Below are 14,032 nucleotides of genomic sequence, written 5' to 3'. Positions count from 1 at the left end.
TGGGTGGCGGTGCGGCCGGCGCCGGACGTGGTGGGCCCGGCGCCGGAGCTGTGGCTACTTGGTCGCCGAGTCCCAGGCGGCGTCCAGCTTGGCCATCTGGCCGTGGACGTCGTCGGAGGTGAACAGGGCCTGGCTGGCGGCGTAGAAGGCGTCGTTCAGGCCCGAGGGCATGGAGTCGTCGTTGGTCGCCCAGCCCAGGGCCGAGACCTTGGTGTTCTGGCTGGTGACGTAGGAGTAGGAGTCCTTGAAGACCTGAGTGACGTTGACGTTGTAGTCGGCCAGCGTCTTGCCCTTGAGCATCGGGAAGGCGCCGTCGCCCTCGATCAGGGTCTTGTAGTTGTTCGGGTCCAGCGACCAGGCCTGGGCGAAGGCGGTGGCCTTGGCCGGGTCCGCGGTCTTGGCGCTGATGGCCATGGAGCCGCCGACCGCGAAGGGCACCACCAGCGAGCCGTCGGCGGTGGGAGTGAGGAAGGCGCCGAAGTCGGCGGCGTTCGCCTTGGGCACCGAGCCGAGGAACCAGCTGCCCATGATGTACATCGCGGTCTTGCCGGCGGTGAAGTTGGTGATGGAGTCGGCGTACTTGACCCCCAGCGCGCCGGTCTCGAAGTAGCCGTTCTTGACCATGGCGCGGTACTTGGCGACGGCCGTCTCCACGTTGGCGTCGGTGAAGTGGACCTTGCCGGCGTAGCGCTCCTGCAGCCAGTTGGGGTCCTTGCCGAGGATGTCCGCGGACAGGATGCCGACCAGCGGCATCGACGCGGAGAAGGGGTCGCCGCCGCCGAGCTCGATCGGGGTGACCCCGGCGGCCTTGAGCTTGGCGCAGTCGGCCATGAACTCCGCCCAGGTCTTGGGCGCGGCGGTCAGGCCCGCCTTGGCGAACAGCTTCTTGTTGTAGAACACCTCGGGGATGATCTGGGAGTTGGTCGGCGGGATGTAGACCTTGCCCTTGTAGGCGTTGCCCAGCGGCAGCAGGAAGTTCGCGTCGACCCAGCTCTGGTCGTAGGGCTTGAGCAGCCCGGCGGTGGCGAAGGTCGACGGCGTGATCGACTGCAGCAGGTCCGGGAACTGGCCGGAGGCCTGCAGCTGCTTGGCGTAGGCGTCACGGTCGGTGCTGGGCGCCACCAGCTTCTTCACCGTCAGCCCCGGGACCTTCTTCTCGGCGTTGGCGATGGAGCTGTCCCAGAACGACGCCGTCAGACTGGGGGTCTCGAAGGTCAGATAGGTCAGGGAGGAGCCGCCCTTCGCTCCGCCAGCCGGGGTGGCTGCGGAACATCCGGTCACCAGCGCGAGCCCTGCGGCCAGACAGGCCGCAGTGAGAATCTTGTGCCGCATGGAAGTCTCCTGGGGGATGGTGTGACCCGTGTATATGTGACCCGTGGGGTGGTTGGGGCGGATCGGTGGGTGGAGATCGACGCCGGGGCACCCTGCGAGATAACGTTATCGCGAGGGTACGCGCGCATTGCGGGAATGTGTCAAGAGTCGATCTGATAACGGTGCGCAGTGACAACGAGGAGTGACTGGATGAGCGGAGCACGGGATGGCAACGGCACCGGGGGGCGCCCCAAGCGGCCGACCATGGTCGATGTGGCCAGGGAGGCCGGGGTGGCGCTGCGCACCGTCTCGCGTGTGGTCAACGACGACCCCACGGTGGGCCCCGAGTACGCCGCCAAGGTCCAGGCCGCGATCACGGCACTGAACTACCGGCCGGACGAGCGGGCCCGCCAGCTGCGCACCGGGATCACCGGCACGATAGGGGCCGCGGTCCGGCGCATCGCCGAGGTCAACCCGGAGCTGGCGGCCATCGAGCAGACCGCCCGCGAGTCGGGGCTGACCCTGTTCGCGGCCTCCACCGACTTCGAGGAGGCCAGGGAGCGGGAGATCCTGGTGTCGATGTGCCGCCAGCGCCTGGACGGCATCATCGTCGAGCCGTTCGGCGAGAACCACGGCTACCTGCAGCCGGAGCTGGACGCCGGCATGCCGGTGGTGGCCATGGACCGGCCGATGAGCGGCATCTCGGTGGACTGCGTGATGTCCGACAACGCCTCGGGCATCGGCACCGCCTTCCACCATCTGACCAGGTACGGACACCGGCGCATCGCCTATGTGGGGGACCGCGAGCAGGTCTACTCGGGCCGCGAGCGCGCCGCCGCGTTCCGCGCCGCGCTGGGGGCGCACGGGCAGTCGCTGGACGGCCTGGTCCACCCCGGGGAGATCACCCCCGAGCGGGTCGCCGCGGCCCTGGACACCGCGCTGTACGGGCCCGAGCCGGCCACCGCGCTGGTCACCGGCAGCATGGACACCACGCTCACGGTGCTGCGGGTGCTGGGCCCCAAGGCGGCCTCGCGGCTGGCCATCGTCGGCTTCGACGAGGTCCCGCACGCCGACCTGCTGCAGCCGGCGCTGACCGTGGTCGCCCAGCAGACCGCGAAGATCGGCCGGACCGCGGTGGAGCTGCTGCTGGCCCGGATGGCGGACCCGGGCCGCCCGGTCCAGGCCGTCGTGGTCCCGCTGACGCTGACGGTCCGCGGCTCCGGGGAGATCCCGGTCTGAGACCGGGCGGCGCTTGGGCGGCAGTCGGGTGGGGCACGGGCCGTGACCGTGGCGCGGTGTCAGAACCCTTGACACCGCCCCGGGGCGCCAGCACTCTTTCGCGATAACGTTATTTCACCGAAGCCGGCGCGGTCGATCCTGACCCTGCGACCCGCTGGATCCCGGCTCGCGCGCCGACCTACCGCCCGCCCTGAACCCGCAACCCCACCGACCGGGCGCAGCTGCGCCCCGTGCGGGTTCGGCGCGCCCAGAAACGACTTCCATCTCCCCACCCGATCCCGCTGGATGAGAGGTCCGACCGATGAAGATCCAGGCACGTCTCGGGACATTGCGCCTGCACCCCAGAAAGGCCGTGAGCGTCGCCGTGGTCATGGGGCTCGCCGGCGCCATGGTCACCACCACCCTGGCCCGTCCCGCCCAGGCCGACCCGGTCACCGCCAACCAGGCCTGGCGGATCGCGCAGCAGTACACCGGGGTGTGGACCAGCCCGCCCACCCAGCTGACCGGCGGCGAGACCGTCGACGCCCCGCTGCTGGGCAACGGCGACATCGGCGTCGCGGTGGGCGGGTCCATCGCGAACCAGACCATGTACGTGGGCAAGAACGACTTCTTCTCCTCCTCCAGCCATGCGATCAAGCCGCTGGGCCGGATCGTGGTCAAGGCCGCCGGACTCAGCGGCTCCTCCTACCACGTGGTCCAGGACATCGCCCATGGCGAGGTCGACGGCAGCTACACGCTGGGCAGCCAGACGCTGACCACCGCCAGCTGGGTGGACGCCAACTCGGGCCTGGCCGTCACCTCGTTCAAGCTCACCGGCGGCAGCGCGCAGAGCATCGGCGTCACCCTGCAGAACGGCTCGGGCGGCACCCCCACGGTCAGCACCACCGGCAACGACCTGGACGCGGACGTCGCCGCCGACACCGGGACCGGCAGCGACCCCAGGGCCAGGATGGCCGCGCGGATCATCGGCCAGACCCAGTCGGTCTCCGGCAACACCCTCAGCATGACCCTGCCGCCCGGCGGCACCGCCACCCTGGTCACCGGAATCGTCTCCAGCGTCGACAGCTCCTCCTGGCAGTCCGGCGCCGACGCCCTGGTGCAGAACCTCACCCAGACCGACGTCGGCAACCACAACACCGCCCACCGCGCCTGGTGGCAGAACTACTGGTCGCAGTCGTTCGTCGAGATACCCGACAAGGCCGTGGAGAAGAGCTGGTACGGCTCGCTCTACCTGCTCGGCTGCATCTCGCGCTCCGGCAAGTCGGCCCCCGGCCTGTGGGGCAACTGGATCACCGGGGCGATGAACTGGAACGGCGACTACCACACCAACTACAACTACGAGGCCCCGTTCTACGCAGCCCTGTCCACCAACCACATCGCCCAGATGGACGCCTACGACCAGCCGGTGCTCGACTGGCAGTCAGCAGGCCAGGCCCTGGCCACCGCCAACGGCTACACCGGCGTGCTGTACCCGGTCGGCCTGTCCCCGCAGGGCACCAGCGCCGACACCGCCCTGCACAACCAGAAGTCCAACGCGGCCAACCTGGCCAGCGACATGGTGATGCGCTTCGAGTACACCGGCGACACCGCCTACGCCACCAAGGTCTACGCCTGGCTCAAGCAGGTGGGCCTGTTCTGGCAGTCCTACCTGACCTGGGACTCCGCCAACAACCGCTACGTCATCAGCAACGACGCCCCGCACGAGGACCAGAGCTACCCGCAGACCAACGCCGGCCTCTCGCTCGGCCTGGTCCACCTGCTGTTCCAGGGCCTGATCGACATGAGCACCGCGCTCAACCAGGACGCCACCACCCGCGCGACCTGGCAGAACATCGTCTCGCACCTCAGCGCCCTGCCGACCATGACACTCAACGGCCAGACCATCCTGCGCGAGACCGAAGTCGGCAGCGACTTCTACAACGACGGCAACGACATCGACTCCCAGGCCATCTACCCCGGCGGCCTGGTCGGCCTGGACAGCGCCTCGACACTGCTGGCCACCGCGAAGAACACCATCGGCGCGCTCACCAACGCCTGGCACGGCGGGAACGCACCGGCCACCTTCTACGCCGCGGCCGCCCGCGTCGGCTACAACCCGAGCACCATCCTGACCAACCTGCACGACGAGGCCACCACCGAGAGCTATCCCAACATGGCCGTCCACCACAACGGCGGCGGCGTCGAGAACATCAACGTCACCACCTCGGGCCTGGACGAGATGCTGCTGCAGTCCTTCCAGAACGACGTCAAGTTCTTCCCGGACTGGCCGGCCAACACCAACGCCAAGTTCGGCGACCTGCTGGCCTACGGCAACTTCCTGGTCTCCAGCAGCCTGTACGGCAACAGCGTCCAGTACGCGCGGGTGGTCAGCCAGAGCGGCGGCTCCTTCACCTTCACCAACCCCTGGCCCGGCAACGTCGAGGTGTACCGCAACGGCACCGACACCGGCACCGTCTCCGGTTCGAAGATCACCCTGACCACCGCTGTCGGCGACACCCTCTACCTCGCCCCGGCCGGAACCCCGCTGGCGACCGTCCAGAGCGAACTGGCCCAACCCCTGCAGACCGGCACCGGCACCACCAGCAGCAGCTTCAGCTCCGGCTTCGAGTCCACCGACCCGGCACCGCTGGCCGACACCGTGGACACCAGCGGCGGCGGCGTCGCATCGGTGACCGGCCTGTGCTGCGGCCTGACCGGCCCGGAGTCGTCCGTGCGCACCGGCGAGACCGCGCACACGGGCAGCGGGGCGCTGATGTACTCCGGATCCGGGCAGGGCGGCAGCGCCGTGCACGCCTACATGGAGCTCTACGACCTCAGCGCGAGCCCGCTGGCGATCGGCAGCGGCAAGACCCTGAGCTACTGGATCTATCCCCAGTCCAGCGCCACCAGCAGCTGGCTGGCCGCAGGGTCGAGCAACAGCTCCTGCACCGCCGTCGACCTGGTCTTCAGCGACGGCAGCACGCTCAGGGACTCCGGCGCCGTGGACCAGAACGGCAGGAGCATCCACCCCGCCCAGCAGTGCGGCAAGCTGACCCTGGACGCCTGGAACCACGTCACCGTCAACCTCGGCACCAACAACGCCAACAAGCAGATCAGCCGGATCCTGGTCGGCTACGACAACCCCAACTCGACCGGAGGTTACCGCGGCTACGTCGACGACCTGACCATCGGCTGACCCCGCACCGCCGACCGACCGACACCAGGAGGGCGCCGCCGTGCATCATCCGCATTGGGACACCGACACCCGGACCGAGCTCCGGACCGACCTCGAAGCCACGATGCGCGACGGCACCGTCCTGCGTGCCGACGCTTACCGTCCCACCGGCGGCGGACCGTGGCCGGTCCTGCTGGTGCGCACCCCCTACGGCAAGCAGGACCCCGGCGTGCTCGCCCGCCTGGACCCGTTCACCGCCGCCCGCCGCGGCTACCTGGTGGTCGTCCAGGACTGCCGCGGGCGGTTCCGCTCGGAAGGGGACTGGCGACCACTGGCGCACGAGAGCGCGGACGGGTACGACTCCATCGCTTGGGCAGCCCGGCTGCCCGGGGCCGACGGACGGGTCGGCATGTACGGACCCAGCTACCTCGGCCACACCCAGTGGGCCGCCATCGCGGCGGACCCTCCCCAACTCCACGCCGCCGCCCCCGAACTGACCTGGTCCGACCCGCAGGACGGGCTGCTCGCCCGGGGCGGCGCGGTCGAACTCGGGCTGGTCACCCACTGGACCCTGACCCTGGGCGCCGATGTGCTCCAACGCCGCCACGCCGACGACCCCGAGCAGCTGCGCCGCCAACTCGCGCTGCTCGACCGGGCATTGGACCGACTGACCACCCACACCTACTGGGAGCTGCCCGTGCCGGCGTCCGCGACGATGCGCCGACTCGGCCTGCCGGTTCCGGCTGCACCGCTCAGGGAGACGAACGGTTCCCCACCTCCTGGGGTCCCCACGCTGGCCGTCGCTGGCTGGTTCGACTGCTTCCTGCAGGGCAGTCTCGACAACTACATGACTGCACGCCGGACCGGCGTCGAGGCTGCTCTGATCGTCGGACCCTGGTCCCACGACAACCAGAGCGGCCGCATCGGCGACACCGACTTCGCCCCGACCGCCGACGCCGCCGGCATCGACGGCGGCGGGTCGCTGCTGGAACGAGAACTGGACTGGTTCGACCGCCAGTTCAAGCAGCAACAGGCCGTGCCCGAGCCATCGTCCGTGCTGCTCTTCGTCATGGGCGTCAACCAGTGGCGTCGTCTGGAGTCCTGGCCCCCGGAGTCCGTCGACACCGTTTGGTACCTGAACGCCGGTGGACGCCTGTCGCTCGACCCGCCCGGCCCGCCGGGCCCGCACTCCTCATCGGACAGTTGGCAGCACGACCCGACCGATCCCGTCCCCACCTGCGGGGGCGCCGTCCTCATGGCACCGGGATTCCCCGCCGGTCCCCTGGACCAGCGGCAGATCGAGAAGCGCGACGACGTACTCGTCTACACCAGCGAACCCCTGGAGGCTCCGCTGGAGGTCGTCGGCCGGGTCAGCGTCCACCTGGTCACCGACTCCTCGTCACCGTCGACGGACTGGGTGGCCAGGCTCTGTGACCTGGACGCTGACGGCACGTCACGGAACATCACCGACGGCATCCTGAGGGATCATCAGACACGACCGGATGCCGACCTCTCGATCGACCTGTGGTCCACGGCGCACGTCTTCCTGCCCGGACACCGCATCCGTCTCCAGATCACCTCCAGCTGCTTCCCCCGCTGGGACCGGATGCCGGCTACCTCCGTCGCCCGCCGAACCGTGCACCATGACGCGGCTCGGCTCTCGCGAATCGTCCTTCCCGTGTTCCGGCATTGACCCCTCGGGCGGGGTAGCCTCAGCGGCGCAGCAGCAGCGCCGAATTGACCGAGTGAGGGTGGGCATGACCGATCTGAGCACTGTGGTGACCTGGGTGGACGCACGGGAGGGACTGCCTCACAGTGGCGCGCCCGTGGCAGCGGCGGTCACTGGCCGGTATCCGGCCGAGCCCGGCTCGGCATCGGGTGACGAGTTCTGGCTGGTCCTGCCGATGTACTTCACCGCCCTGCACTGGGGCAAGGACGGCACCGAGCACCACGACTGCTTTGTCGATTCCGACGGAATCGTGCGCCTGCCCTACGGCCCCGCCGGCGATGAATCCGTCACCCACTGGGCCGAGTTGCCCACCCTCCCGGGCGCGGCCACGCGCATCGTGTTGGGCGAGGGCGTGCCGGCTGCGCTTCGGAACGCCTATCCCGCCGCCTAGGCCAAAGCAAAAGGGTGTCCAGGACCGGTTGGTGACGACCGATCAGGACACCCTCCTGCAACCACTGGTTCAGCTCTCCTCGACGAGGGCGAGGGTCCGGCCGGGGCAAACGTTGACGGCCTCCCTCGCGCGGGCGATCTCCGGCTCGGTGCCGGGGTTGGGCCGCAGAACGATGACGGTGCCGTCCGCGTCGTTCTGGTCGAACGCCTCCGGGTCGACCAGAACGCACTGGCCGGCGCCGACGCAGCGGTCCTGATTGGCGGTGATGCGCATGGTTACCACGCAACTTTCAGTTCGTAGACACCGTAGTTGGGGCCCTTCTCCTTGAAGGGGATCTCGGTGAACGGCACCGCGAGGCGGAGCGTCGGGATCCGGCGGAGGAGGGTGGCCAGGACGATCTCGAGTTCCAGGCGGGCGAGGTTCTGGCCCAGGCACTGGTGCGGCCCGAAGCCGAAGGCGAGGTGGTTGCGGGCCATCCGGGTGAAGTCGAGCTCGTCGGGCTCGGGGAACACCAGGGGGTCCCGGTTGGCGGTGTTGGTCAGGCCCAGGACTGCTTCGCCGGCGCGGATCTGCACGCCGCCGATCTCGACGTCCTCGATGGCCAGCCGGGCCGCGCCGATCTCGGCGATGGTGAAGTAGCGCAGCAGCTCCTCCACGGCGCCGACGGTGCGCTCCGGGTTGTCGCGCAGTTCGGCCAGGTGCTCGCGCCTGTCGAGCAGGGTGGCCACCGACAGCGAGATCATGTTGGCGGTGGTCTCGTGGCCGGCGATCAGCAGCAGGAAGCCGAGCGACACCACCTCCTCCGGATCGGCGCCCGCGAGGATCTGGCGGCTGAGCAGGTCCTCGCCGGGGGACTTGGTCTTCTCCTGGACCAGCTCGGCGATGTAGGCCTTGAGGCGGCCCACCGCCGCGCCGCGCTCCTCCGCGGTGGCGCCGGCCCGGACGAACTCGGCACTGTTGTCCTGGAAGAAGTCGTGGTCGGCGTAGGGCACGCCGAGCAGTTCCGCGATGACCGCTGACGGCACCGGCAGGGAGAGGGCCTGGACCAGGTCCGTCTCGGCGGGGCCGGCGAGCATGTCGTCGATGCTCGCGTCCACGATCTCCTGGATCCGGGGGCGCCAGGCGGCCAGCTTCTGCACGGTGAACTCGCCGACCACCGAGCGGCGTACCCGGGTGTGGTCGGGTGCGTCCATCTCGATCAGCCCCGGGCGGTGGTCGGGGCCCATGTAGGGCTGGTGGCTCGGATGCCGGGGGTCGCGGCGGTCCGAGCTGAACCGCCGGTCGGCGAGCATGGCCCGGACGTCCTCGTGCTGGGTGAGGACCCACATCTGACGGCCGTCGGCCAGCTGGACCCAGCTGATCGGGGCGTCCTCCTGCAGCCGTACGTGTTCGGTGGGCGGACGGTACGGATCGGTGCGGTCGAGCGAGATCGTAGGCGTTGCCATGGTGTACTCCTGCCGTAGCGATCGTCGCGAGCAGACGATCGTCGTCCTCTTGCTGTCCAAGTGTTCGGCCGGGCCCGTCGGCTGTTCGCTTCAAGGCTCATCTGCCTTGCGGCGGACGGTCGCTGCTGCGAGTCGGTGCGACTCGGTGCGGGCCGGCGCGAGCAGCCGCGGGCCGGTCAGTCCGCCTGGCGGGGGAGCGCGGCCACGAACGGGACGTCGCGGTCGATCTTCCCGAGCTTCCGGGCGCCCTTGGGGGCTTCCATGTCCGCGAAGAAGTCCGCGTTGAAGTCGGCGAACTGCAGGTCGGGGTCGGTGAGGTCGGCGTCGAAGCGGATCGCCGACATGGGGCACACCTCTTCGCAGGCGCCGCAGTCGATGCACTGGTCCGGGTTGATGTACATCATCCGGCCGCCCTCGTAGATGCAGTCGGCCGGGCAGACCTGGGTGCAGCTCTTGTCCTGCACGTCGACGCACGCCTGTGTCACGACGAAGGTCATTTCTTCTCCCTTGCGATGAACCGCCGACTGTTTTGTTTAGTAGAACGGTCGATCCATTTAACGATTGTTAGTGTTGTGTGCGTTGCGCGCAGTGTCAAGGAGTCGGCTCCATGGACGCGGATCCTGGAACCGGCGGTGAGCGGCGCGTATCTTGGGGCGAGCACCGGCAGCCGCGGCGGCCGGGCGGACGGAGGGAGAACCGGTGGAGCGGCCCGAGGCCGGACTGCTGGATCCGGGGCGGAGCAGGACCAGGACCGGACGACCGCGGGCGACGTCCCGGGGCGAGCTGGAGCGCATCGGCTTCGAGCTCTTCGAGAGCCGGGGCTTCGACGCGGTCACGGTCGACGACATCGCCGCCGCGGCCGGTATCGGCCGGCGGACCTTCTTCCGCTACTACGCCACCAAGAACGACCTGGTCTGGGGTGACTTCGAGGGCCAGCTGGCCTGGCTGCGGCAGTTGCTGGCCGCCGTCCCGGCCGAGGTGCCCACCATGGCGGCGCTGCGGTCCGCCGTGGTCGAGTTCAACCGCTTCGATCCGCAGACGGTGCCGTGGCACCGCCGCCGGATGGATCTGATCTTCCATGTGCCTGCCCTCCAGGCCGACTCCACGCTGCGCTACAACGCGTGGCGCGGCATTGTCACCGAGTTCGCGGCCGCCAGGTCCGGCCAGCAGCCGACCGACACCGGACCGACCCTGATCGGGCACGTCGCCCTGGCGGCCAGTGCGGCCGCCTACGAGCTGTGGCTGCGCGACGAGGAGGCGGACCTGGCGGAACTGCTGGACGCCACCTTCGGCCGCTTGGCCACCGGGCTCTGAACCCGGGGCAGCAGCGCCGTGGGGGAGCGTCCGCGCAGTGCCGACCACCACACCCCGGAGCCGTAGGCGATGTCGTCCAGGCGGCGTGCCAGTGTGTACCGGACCGGGTCCAGGCCCGCCGCGCTGCCCCGGTACTCCAGGACCACGTCCGCCACCGCGGCCACCGCCGCCGCACGCCGCGCCCGGCGGGAGACCAGGCACAGCACGGCGGTGGCGGGCCACCAGTGCCGGGTGATCAGCGCGCCGGTCTGGCTGAGCGCGGCCACCGCCCCGTTCCCGGTGAGCTGGACCGCGGTGCGTACCGGCTGCTGCGTGCCGGACAGCCGGCGGCTGATGCGCAGCGCGGTCGCCGCGCACAGGCCGGCGGCCACCGGTGCCGACCAGCGCCGCTGGGCCAGCAGTGCCAGCACCGCCGCGGTGCTCCAGGGGGCGAGCACGGCGGGCGCCACCGACCGGGGGTGGCGTTCGGCCAGCGGCTGGGCGCCGGTGCCGTACTCGGCCTTGCGGCGGAACCAGTCGGCGAACCCGGTCCGGTGCTCGTGGGCCGCGCTGACCGAGGGCTCGTACCGCAGCCGCCAGCCGCGTTCGACGGCCCGCCAGCCCAGGTCGACGTCCTCACCCACGCGCATGCGCTCGTCGAATCCGTCGCCCAGGGCCTCGCGGCGGGCGACCACGCAGGCCGTGGAGGCCCAGGAGACGTAGGAACCGGGACGGACCAGGGCCGGGCGGTCGCCGAGGTCCAGCGAGGAGCGGGCCTGTTCGTAGCGGCCGATCCAGTTGTCGGAGCCGGTGGTGTGCAGTGCGGTGATGCGCGGCACGGCCAGCCCGACCCGGGGGTCGGTGAAGTGCCGCAGCAGCGTGGGCACGGTGTCCGGGTCCAGGACGACGTCGGAGTCCACGAAGACCACGAAGGGCGTGCGGACCAGCCGCAGCCCGGCGTTGCGGGCTCCGGCGGGCCCCAGGTTCCGTCGCAGGGCCACCAGCCGCGCTCCGTGCCGGCGGGCGACCGCGGCCACGGCGTCCGGGACCCGGGAGGCGTCGTCGACCACGATCACGGTGGCACCGGGGGCGACACTGGCGAGCAGCCGCTCCAACTGGCCGGGCCGGTCGCGGACCGGGACCACATAGGTGACCTCCGGTGCGGTGGGTGCGGGGAGGTCGGCGACCAGCGGATGGGCCAGTCCCAGTTCCAGCAGCCGGTCCGCGAGCGCCGCGCCGGCCCGGTCGCGCACCTGCAGCACGCGGTCGGCGGTCAGCAGCGGCCGTGCGCGCGGGGTGAGCCGCAGCAGCCGGGTGACCGGTGCGCCGCCGAGCAGCGCACGGCCGCCGTCCAGCACCCGGGTGTTGCGGTCCAGGACGATGCGGAAGCCTGTCGGCAGCGGCGCCTGAGCTGGCGTCGGCGGCAGCGCGCCCGGCCGTGGGGCCGGGGCCGGAGCGGGGGCCAGCCGCAGGGTGCCCGGCCGGTGCAGTTGATGGTACGTCATCGGACCACCGCCGGGGCGGGATCCAGCAGCCGGCCGTGCCGGTCGGTGCTGAAGGCCGCGATGCGTCGGGCCGTTGTCCGGGCCTGCGCCTCCATGAGCAGACGACCCTCCTCGGGGCCGGCCCCGGTCGGATCGCCGAGCACCCCGTTGGGTGCCACCGCGCGCACGCCGGACGCGACCAGCTGCGGCAGCAGCTCGGCCAGCGGCAGCGTGTTGCCCGGCTCGGCGGCGCCGGTGAGCACGCTCTCCGGTGCCAGATGGAGCATCACCGAGGTCTCGGTGCGGCCGGCGTGGGGATCGGAGCCGGGGAAGTCGCAGCCGGTCCAGGCGACCTGGTGCCCCTCGGCGCGCAGTTGGCCGACCGCGGCGTCGAGGGTGCGGGCGTTGCCGCCGTGTCCGCTGACCAGGACCGTTCGGGCGGCCCACAGGCCGATCGAGCGCACCAGTTCGACCAGCACCAGGCACAGGGCCTCGTGGCCGATCGAGACGGTGCCGGGGAAGCCGGCGTGCTCGCCGCTGCTGCCGTAGGCGAGCACCGGCGCCACCAGGACCGGACCGGACAGTTGCTCGGCTGCCCGGTCGGCCACCGCTCTGGCGATCACGCTGTCGGTGGCCAGCGGCAGATGGGGTCCGTGCTGCTCGGTGGAGCCGACCGGGACGAGGACGGTCGTCCCGGTCGGCGGCACCCCGGGCCAGGTGCGGTCGGCGAGTCGGGTGTCCATGGCGTTGGTGTCCAGGGCGTTGGTGTCCACGGCGTCAGGCCGGGGAGCCGAGGGTGCGGGTGAACCCGTCGGGGATCACCAGGTCGTCCGGGTTCAGCTCGCCCACCGAGGCGTGGCCCAGGCCCAGGACGGCCGAGTCCAGGCCGCCGCGCAGGATGTCCAGCACGTTCTCCACGCCGGTCTGCCCGTTGGCGGCCAGCCCCCACAGGTAGGCACGGCCGATCAGCACCGCCCGGGCGCCCAGGGCCAGCGCCTTGGCCACGTCGCCGCCGCGGCGCACGCCGCCGTCCAGCAGCACCTCGATCTGGTCGCCGACGGCCGCTGCGACCGAGGGCAGGATGCGGATGGTCGCCGGGGTGGTGTCGAGGTTGTTGCCGCCGTGGTTGGACACCGAGATGGCGGTCACCCCGGAGTCGACGGCGCGCTTGGCGTCGTCCACCCGGCTGACGCCTTTGAGCAGGAAGGGCCCGTTCCACTCCTTCGCCAGCCAGTTGACGTCCTCCCAGGTCGGCGGGGTGGTCTGCATCCACTCGCCGTAGGCGCCGAAGAAGGTCGGGGCCTGGCCGCCCGGCGGCTGGAGGTTGGGGGTGGTCAGGTCCGGGATGCGGCCGCTGCGGGCGAAGGTCCACATCCAGCGGGGGTGCGGCAGCACGCCCGGGGCCAGCTTGACCATGGTCCTCAGGTCGACCTTCTCCGGGATGGACGGGCTGCCCCAGTCCCGCCCGTTGGAGAAGGACCAGTCCAGGGTCAGGATCAGCGCCTTGCTGCCGGCGGCCCTGGCCCGCTCCATGCGCTGGACCATGGTGTCGCGGCTGCCGGACCAGTACAGCTGGAAGGCGGTGTCCGGGTTGGCCGCGGTCACCTCCTCGACCGGCTTGCTGGCGTAGGAGCTCAGCCCCATCGGGATGCCGCGGTTGGCGGCCGCGCGGGCGATGGCGACCTCGCCGTCGGGGTGCACCGCCTGCACGCCGGTGGGGGAGATCATGACCGGGAAGGCGGCCTTCATGCCCAGCACGGTCGTGGACAGGTCGCGGGCCGCGTGGTGGCCCACGACCCTGGGGGCGAAGCCGAGTTCGCCGAAGGCACCGATGTTGTCCTCGATGGTGCGGCCGCGCTCGGACCCGGCCACCAGGGCGCCGTAGACCATGCCGGGCAGGTACTTCTCGGCCCGCCGCTGTGCCTCGGCGACCGTCTCGAACCAGGGGTTTCTGCTCATGGGATTCGCTCTCGTGATGCTGGGCGT

12 protein-coding genes are annotated in these 14,032 nt (G+C 70.9%); 5 read left to right on the top strand and 7 right to left on the bottom strand.

All coding sequences use genetic code 11. The features are described 5' to 3' along the window. Positions 1-54: 54 nt before the first annotated feature. Positions 55-1,332: an ABC transporter substrate-binding protein gene (locus ABUW04_RS03465; protein ID WP_380562551.1), complete on the bottom strand. Its 1,278-nt coding sequence runs from the start codon at positions 1,330-1,332 to the stop codon at positions 55-57. A gap of 189 nt (positions 1,333-1,521) precedes the next feature. On the opposite strand from ABUW04_RS03465, the gene ABUW04_RS03460 reads away from it, so the two are divergent. From ABUW04_RS03460 to ABUW04_RS03445, 4 genes are all read left to right on the top strand, one after another. After that, positions 1,522-2,550: a LacI family DNA-binding transcriptional regulator gene (locus ABUW04_RS03460; RefSeq protein ID WP_030258586.1), complete on the top strand. Its 1,029-nt coding sequence runs from the start codon at positions 1,522-1,524 to the stop codon at positions 2,548-2,550. A gap of 352 nt (positions 2,551-2,902) precedes the next feature. Further along, positions 2,903-5,725, top strand: a complete 2,823-nt coding sequence (locus ABUW04_RS03455) for a glycosyl hydrolase family 95 catalytic domain-containing protein (RefSeq protein WP_380562549.1) — start codon at positions 2,903-2,905, stop codon at positions 5,723-5,725. Positions 5,726-5,765: 40 nt separating this feature from the next. Then, complete coding sequence (locus ABUW04_RS03450; RefSeq protein ID WP_380562547.1) at positions 5,766-7,397, top strand: CocE/NonD family hydrolase; 1,632 nt, start codon at positions 5,766-5,768, stop codon at positions 7,395-7,397. Positions 7,398-7,461: 64 nt separating this feature from the next. After that, positions 7,462-7,824 (top strand): AQJ64_40280 family protein, encoded by a 363-nt coding sequence (locus ABUW04_RS03445; RefSeq protein ID WP_380562545.1) that lies wholly within the window; start codon positions 7,462-7,464, stop codon positions 7,822-7,824. Positions 7,825-7,893: 69 nt separating this feature from the next. Here the strand turns inward: ABUW04_RS03445 and ABUW04_RS03440 are convergent, their stop codons facing one another. From ABUW04_RS03440 to fdxA, 3 genes are all read right to left on the bottom strand, one after another. After that, on the bottom strand, positions 7,894-8,097 hold the full coding sequence (locus ABUW04_RS03440) for a ferredoxin (RefSeq protein WP_030258578.1): 204 nt from the start codon (positions 8,095-8,097) through the stop codon (positions 7,894-7,896). A 2-nt stretch (positions 8,098-8,099) separates the two neighbouring features. Further along, complete coding sequence (locus ABUW04_RS03435) at positions 8,100-9,269, bottom strand: cytochrome P450 (RefSeq protein ID WP_380562543.1); 1,170 nt, start codon at positions 9,267-9,269, stop codon at positions 8,100-8,102. Between the two features lie 176 nt (positions 9,270-9,445). After that, the gene (gene fdxA, locus ABUW04_RS03430) at positions 9,446-9,766 is read right to left on the bottom strand and encodes a ferredoxin (protein ID WP_030258573.1); all 321 of its coding nucleotides are present in this window, start codon (positions 9,764-9,766) and stop codon (positions 9,446-9,448) included. 202 nt (positions 9,767-9,968) lie between these two features. Between fdxA and mftR the strand changes: the two genes are divergently transcribed. Continuing rightward, on the top strand, positions 9,969-10,583 hold the full coding sequence (gene mftR, locus ABUW04_RS03425; protein WP_380562541.1) for a mycofactocin system transcriptional regulator: 615 nt from the start codon (positions 9,969-9,971) through the stop codon (positions 10,581-10,583). Here mftR and mftF read toward each other — a convergent pair. Genes mftF through mftD form a run of 3 tightly spaced genes read right to left on the bottom strand, consistent with a single transcriptional unit; the run spans position 10,499 to position 14,005 of the window. Continuing rightward, positions 10,499-12,067, bottom strand: a complete 1,569-nt coding sequence (mftF, locus tag ABUW04_RS03420) for a mycofactocin biosynthesis glycosyltransferase MftF (protein WP_380562539.1) — start codon at positions 12,065-12,067, stop codon at positions 10,499-10,501. The two genes, mftR and mftF, sit on opposite strands and share 85 nt — an antisense overlap. Further along, a complete protein-coding gene (gene mftE, locus ABUW04_RS03415) occupies positions 12,064-12,819 on the bottom strand; it encodes a mycofactocin biosynthesis peptidyl-dipeptidase MftE (protein ID WP_380562537.1) in 756 nt (251 codons plus the stop codon). Before mftE ends, mftF begins: the two co-directional genes overlap by 4 nt. A 4-nt stretch (positions 12,820-12,823) precedes the next feature. Next, positions 12,824-14,005, bottom strand: coding sequence for a pre-mycofactocin synthase MftD (gene mftD / locus ABUW04_RS03410; protein ID WP_380562535.1), 1,182 nt, complete (start codon positions 14,003-14,005; stop codon positions 12,824-12,826). Positions 14,006-14,032 lie beyond the last annotated feature (27 nt).

This window comes from Streptacidiphilus jeojiensis (assembly GCF_042510965.1).
Taxonomy (GTDB): Bacteria; Actinomycetota; Actinomycetes; order Streptomycetales; family Streptomycetaceae; genus Streptacidiphilus; species Streptacidiphilus jeojiensis.
The sequence above is the reverse complement of the archived record's forward strand: the minus strand, read 5'-3'. Positions and strand labels throughout refer to the sequence as shown.

Excerpts from the sequence above, each read along its gene's own strand:
- ABUW04_RS03460 (WP_030258586.1), top strand. The coding sequence starts at position 1,522 with ATGAGCGGAGCACGGGATGGCAACGGCACCGGGGGGCGCCCCAAGCGG.
- ABUW04_RS03440 (WP_030258578.1), bottom strand. The coding sequence starts at position 8,097 with ATGCGCATCACCGCCAATCAGGACCGCTGCGTCGGCGCCGGCCAGTGC.
- fdxA (WP_030258573.1), bottom strand. The coding sequence starts at position 9,766 with ATGACCTTCGTCGTGACACAGGCGTGCGTCGACGTGCAGGACAAGAGC.
- ABUW04_RS03435 (WP_380562543.1), bottom strand. The coding sequence starts at position 9,269 with ATGGCAACGCCTACGATCTCGCTCGACCGCACCGATCCGTACCGTCCG.
- ABUW04_RS03465 (WP_380562551.1), bottom strand. The coding sequence starts at position 1,332 with ATGCGGCACAAGATTCTCACTGCGGCCTGTCTGGCCGCAGGGCTCGCG.
- mftF (WP_380562539.1), bottom strand. The coding sequence starts at position 12,067 with ATGACGTACCATCAACTGCACCGGCCGGGCACCCTGCGGCTGGCCCCC.
- ABUW04_RS03445 (WP_380562545.1), top strand. The coding sequence starts at position 7,462 with ATGACCGATCTGAGCACTGTGGTGACCTGGGTGGACGCACGGGAGGGA.
- mftD (WP_380562535.1), bottom strand. The coding sequence starts at position 14,005 with ATGAGCAGAAACCCCTGGTTCGAGACGGTCGCCGAGGCACAGCGGCGG.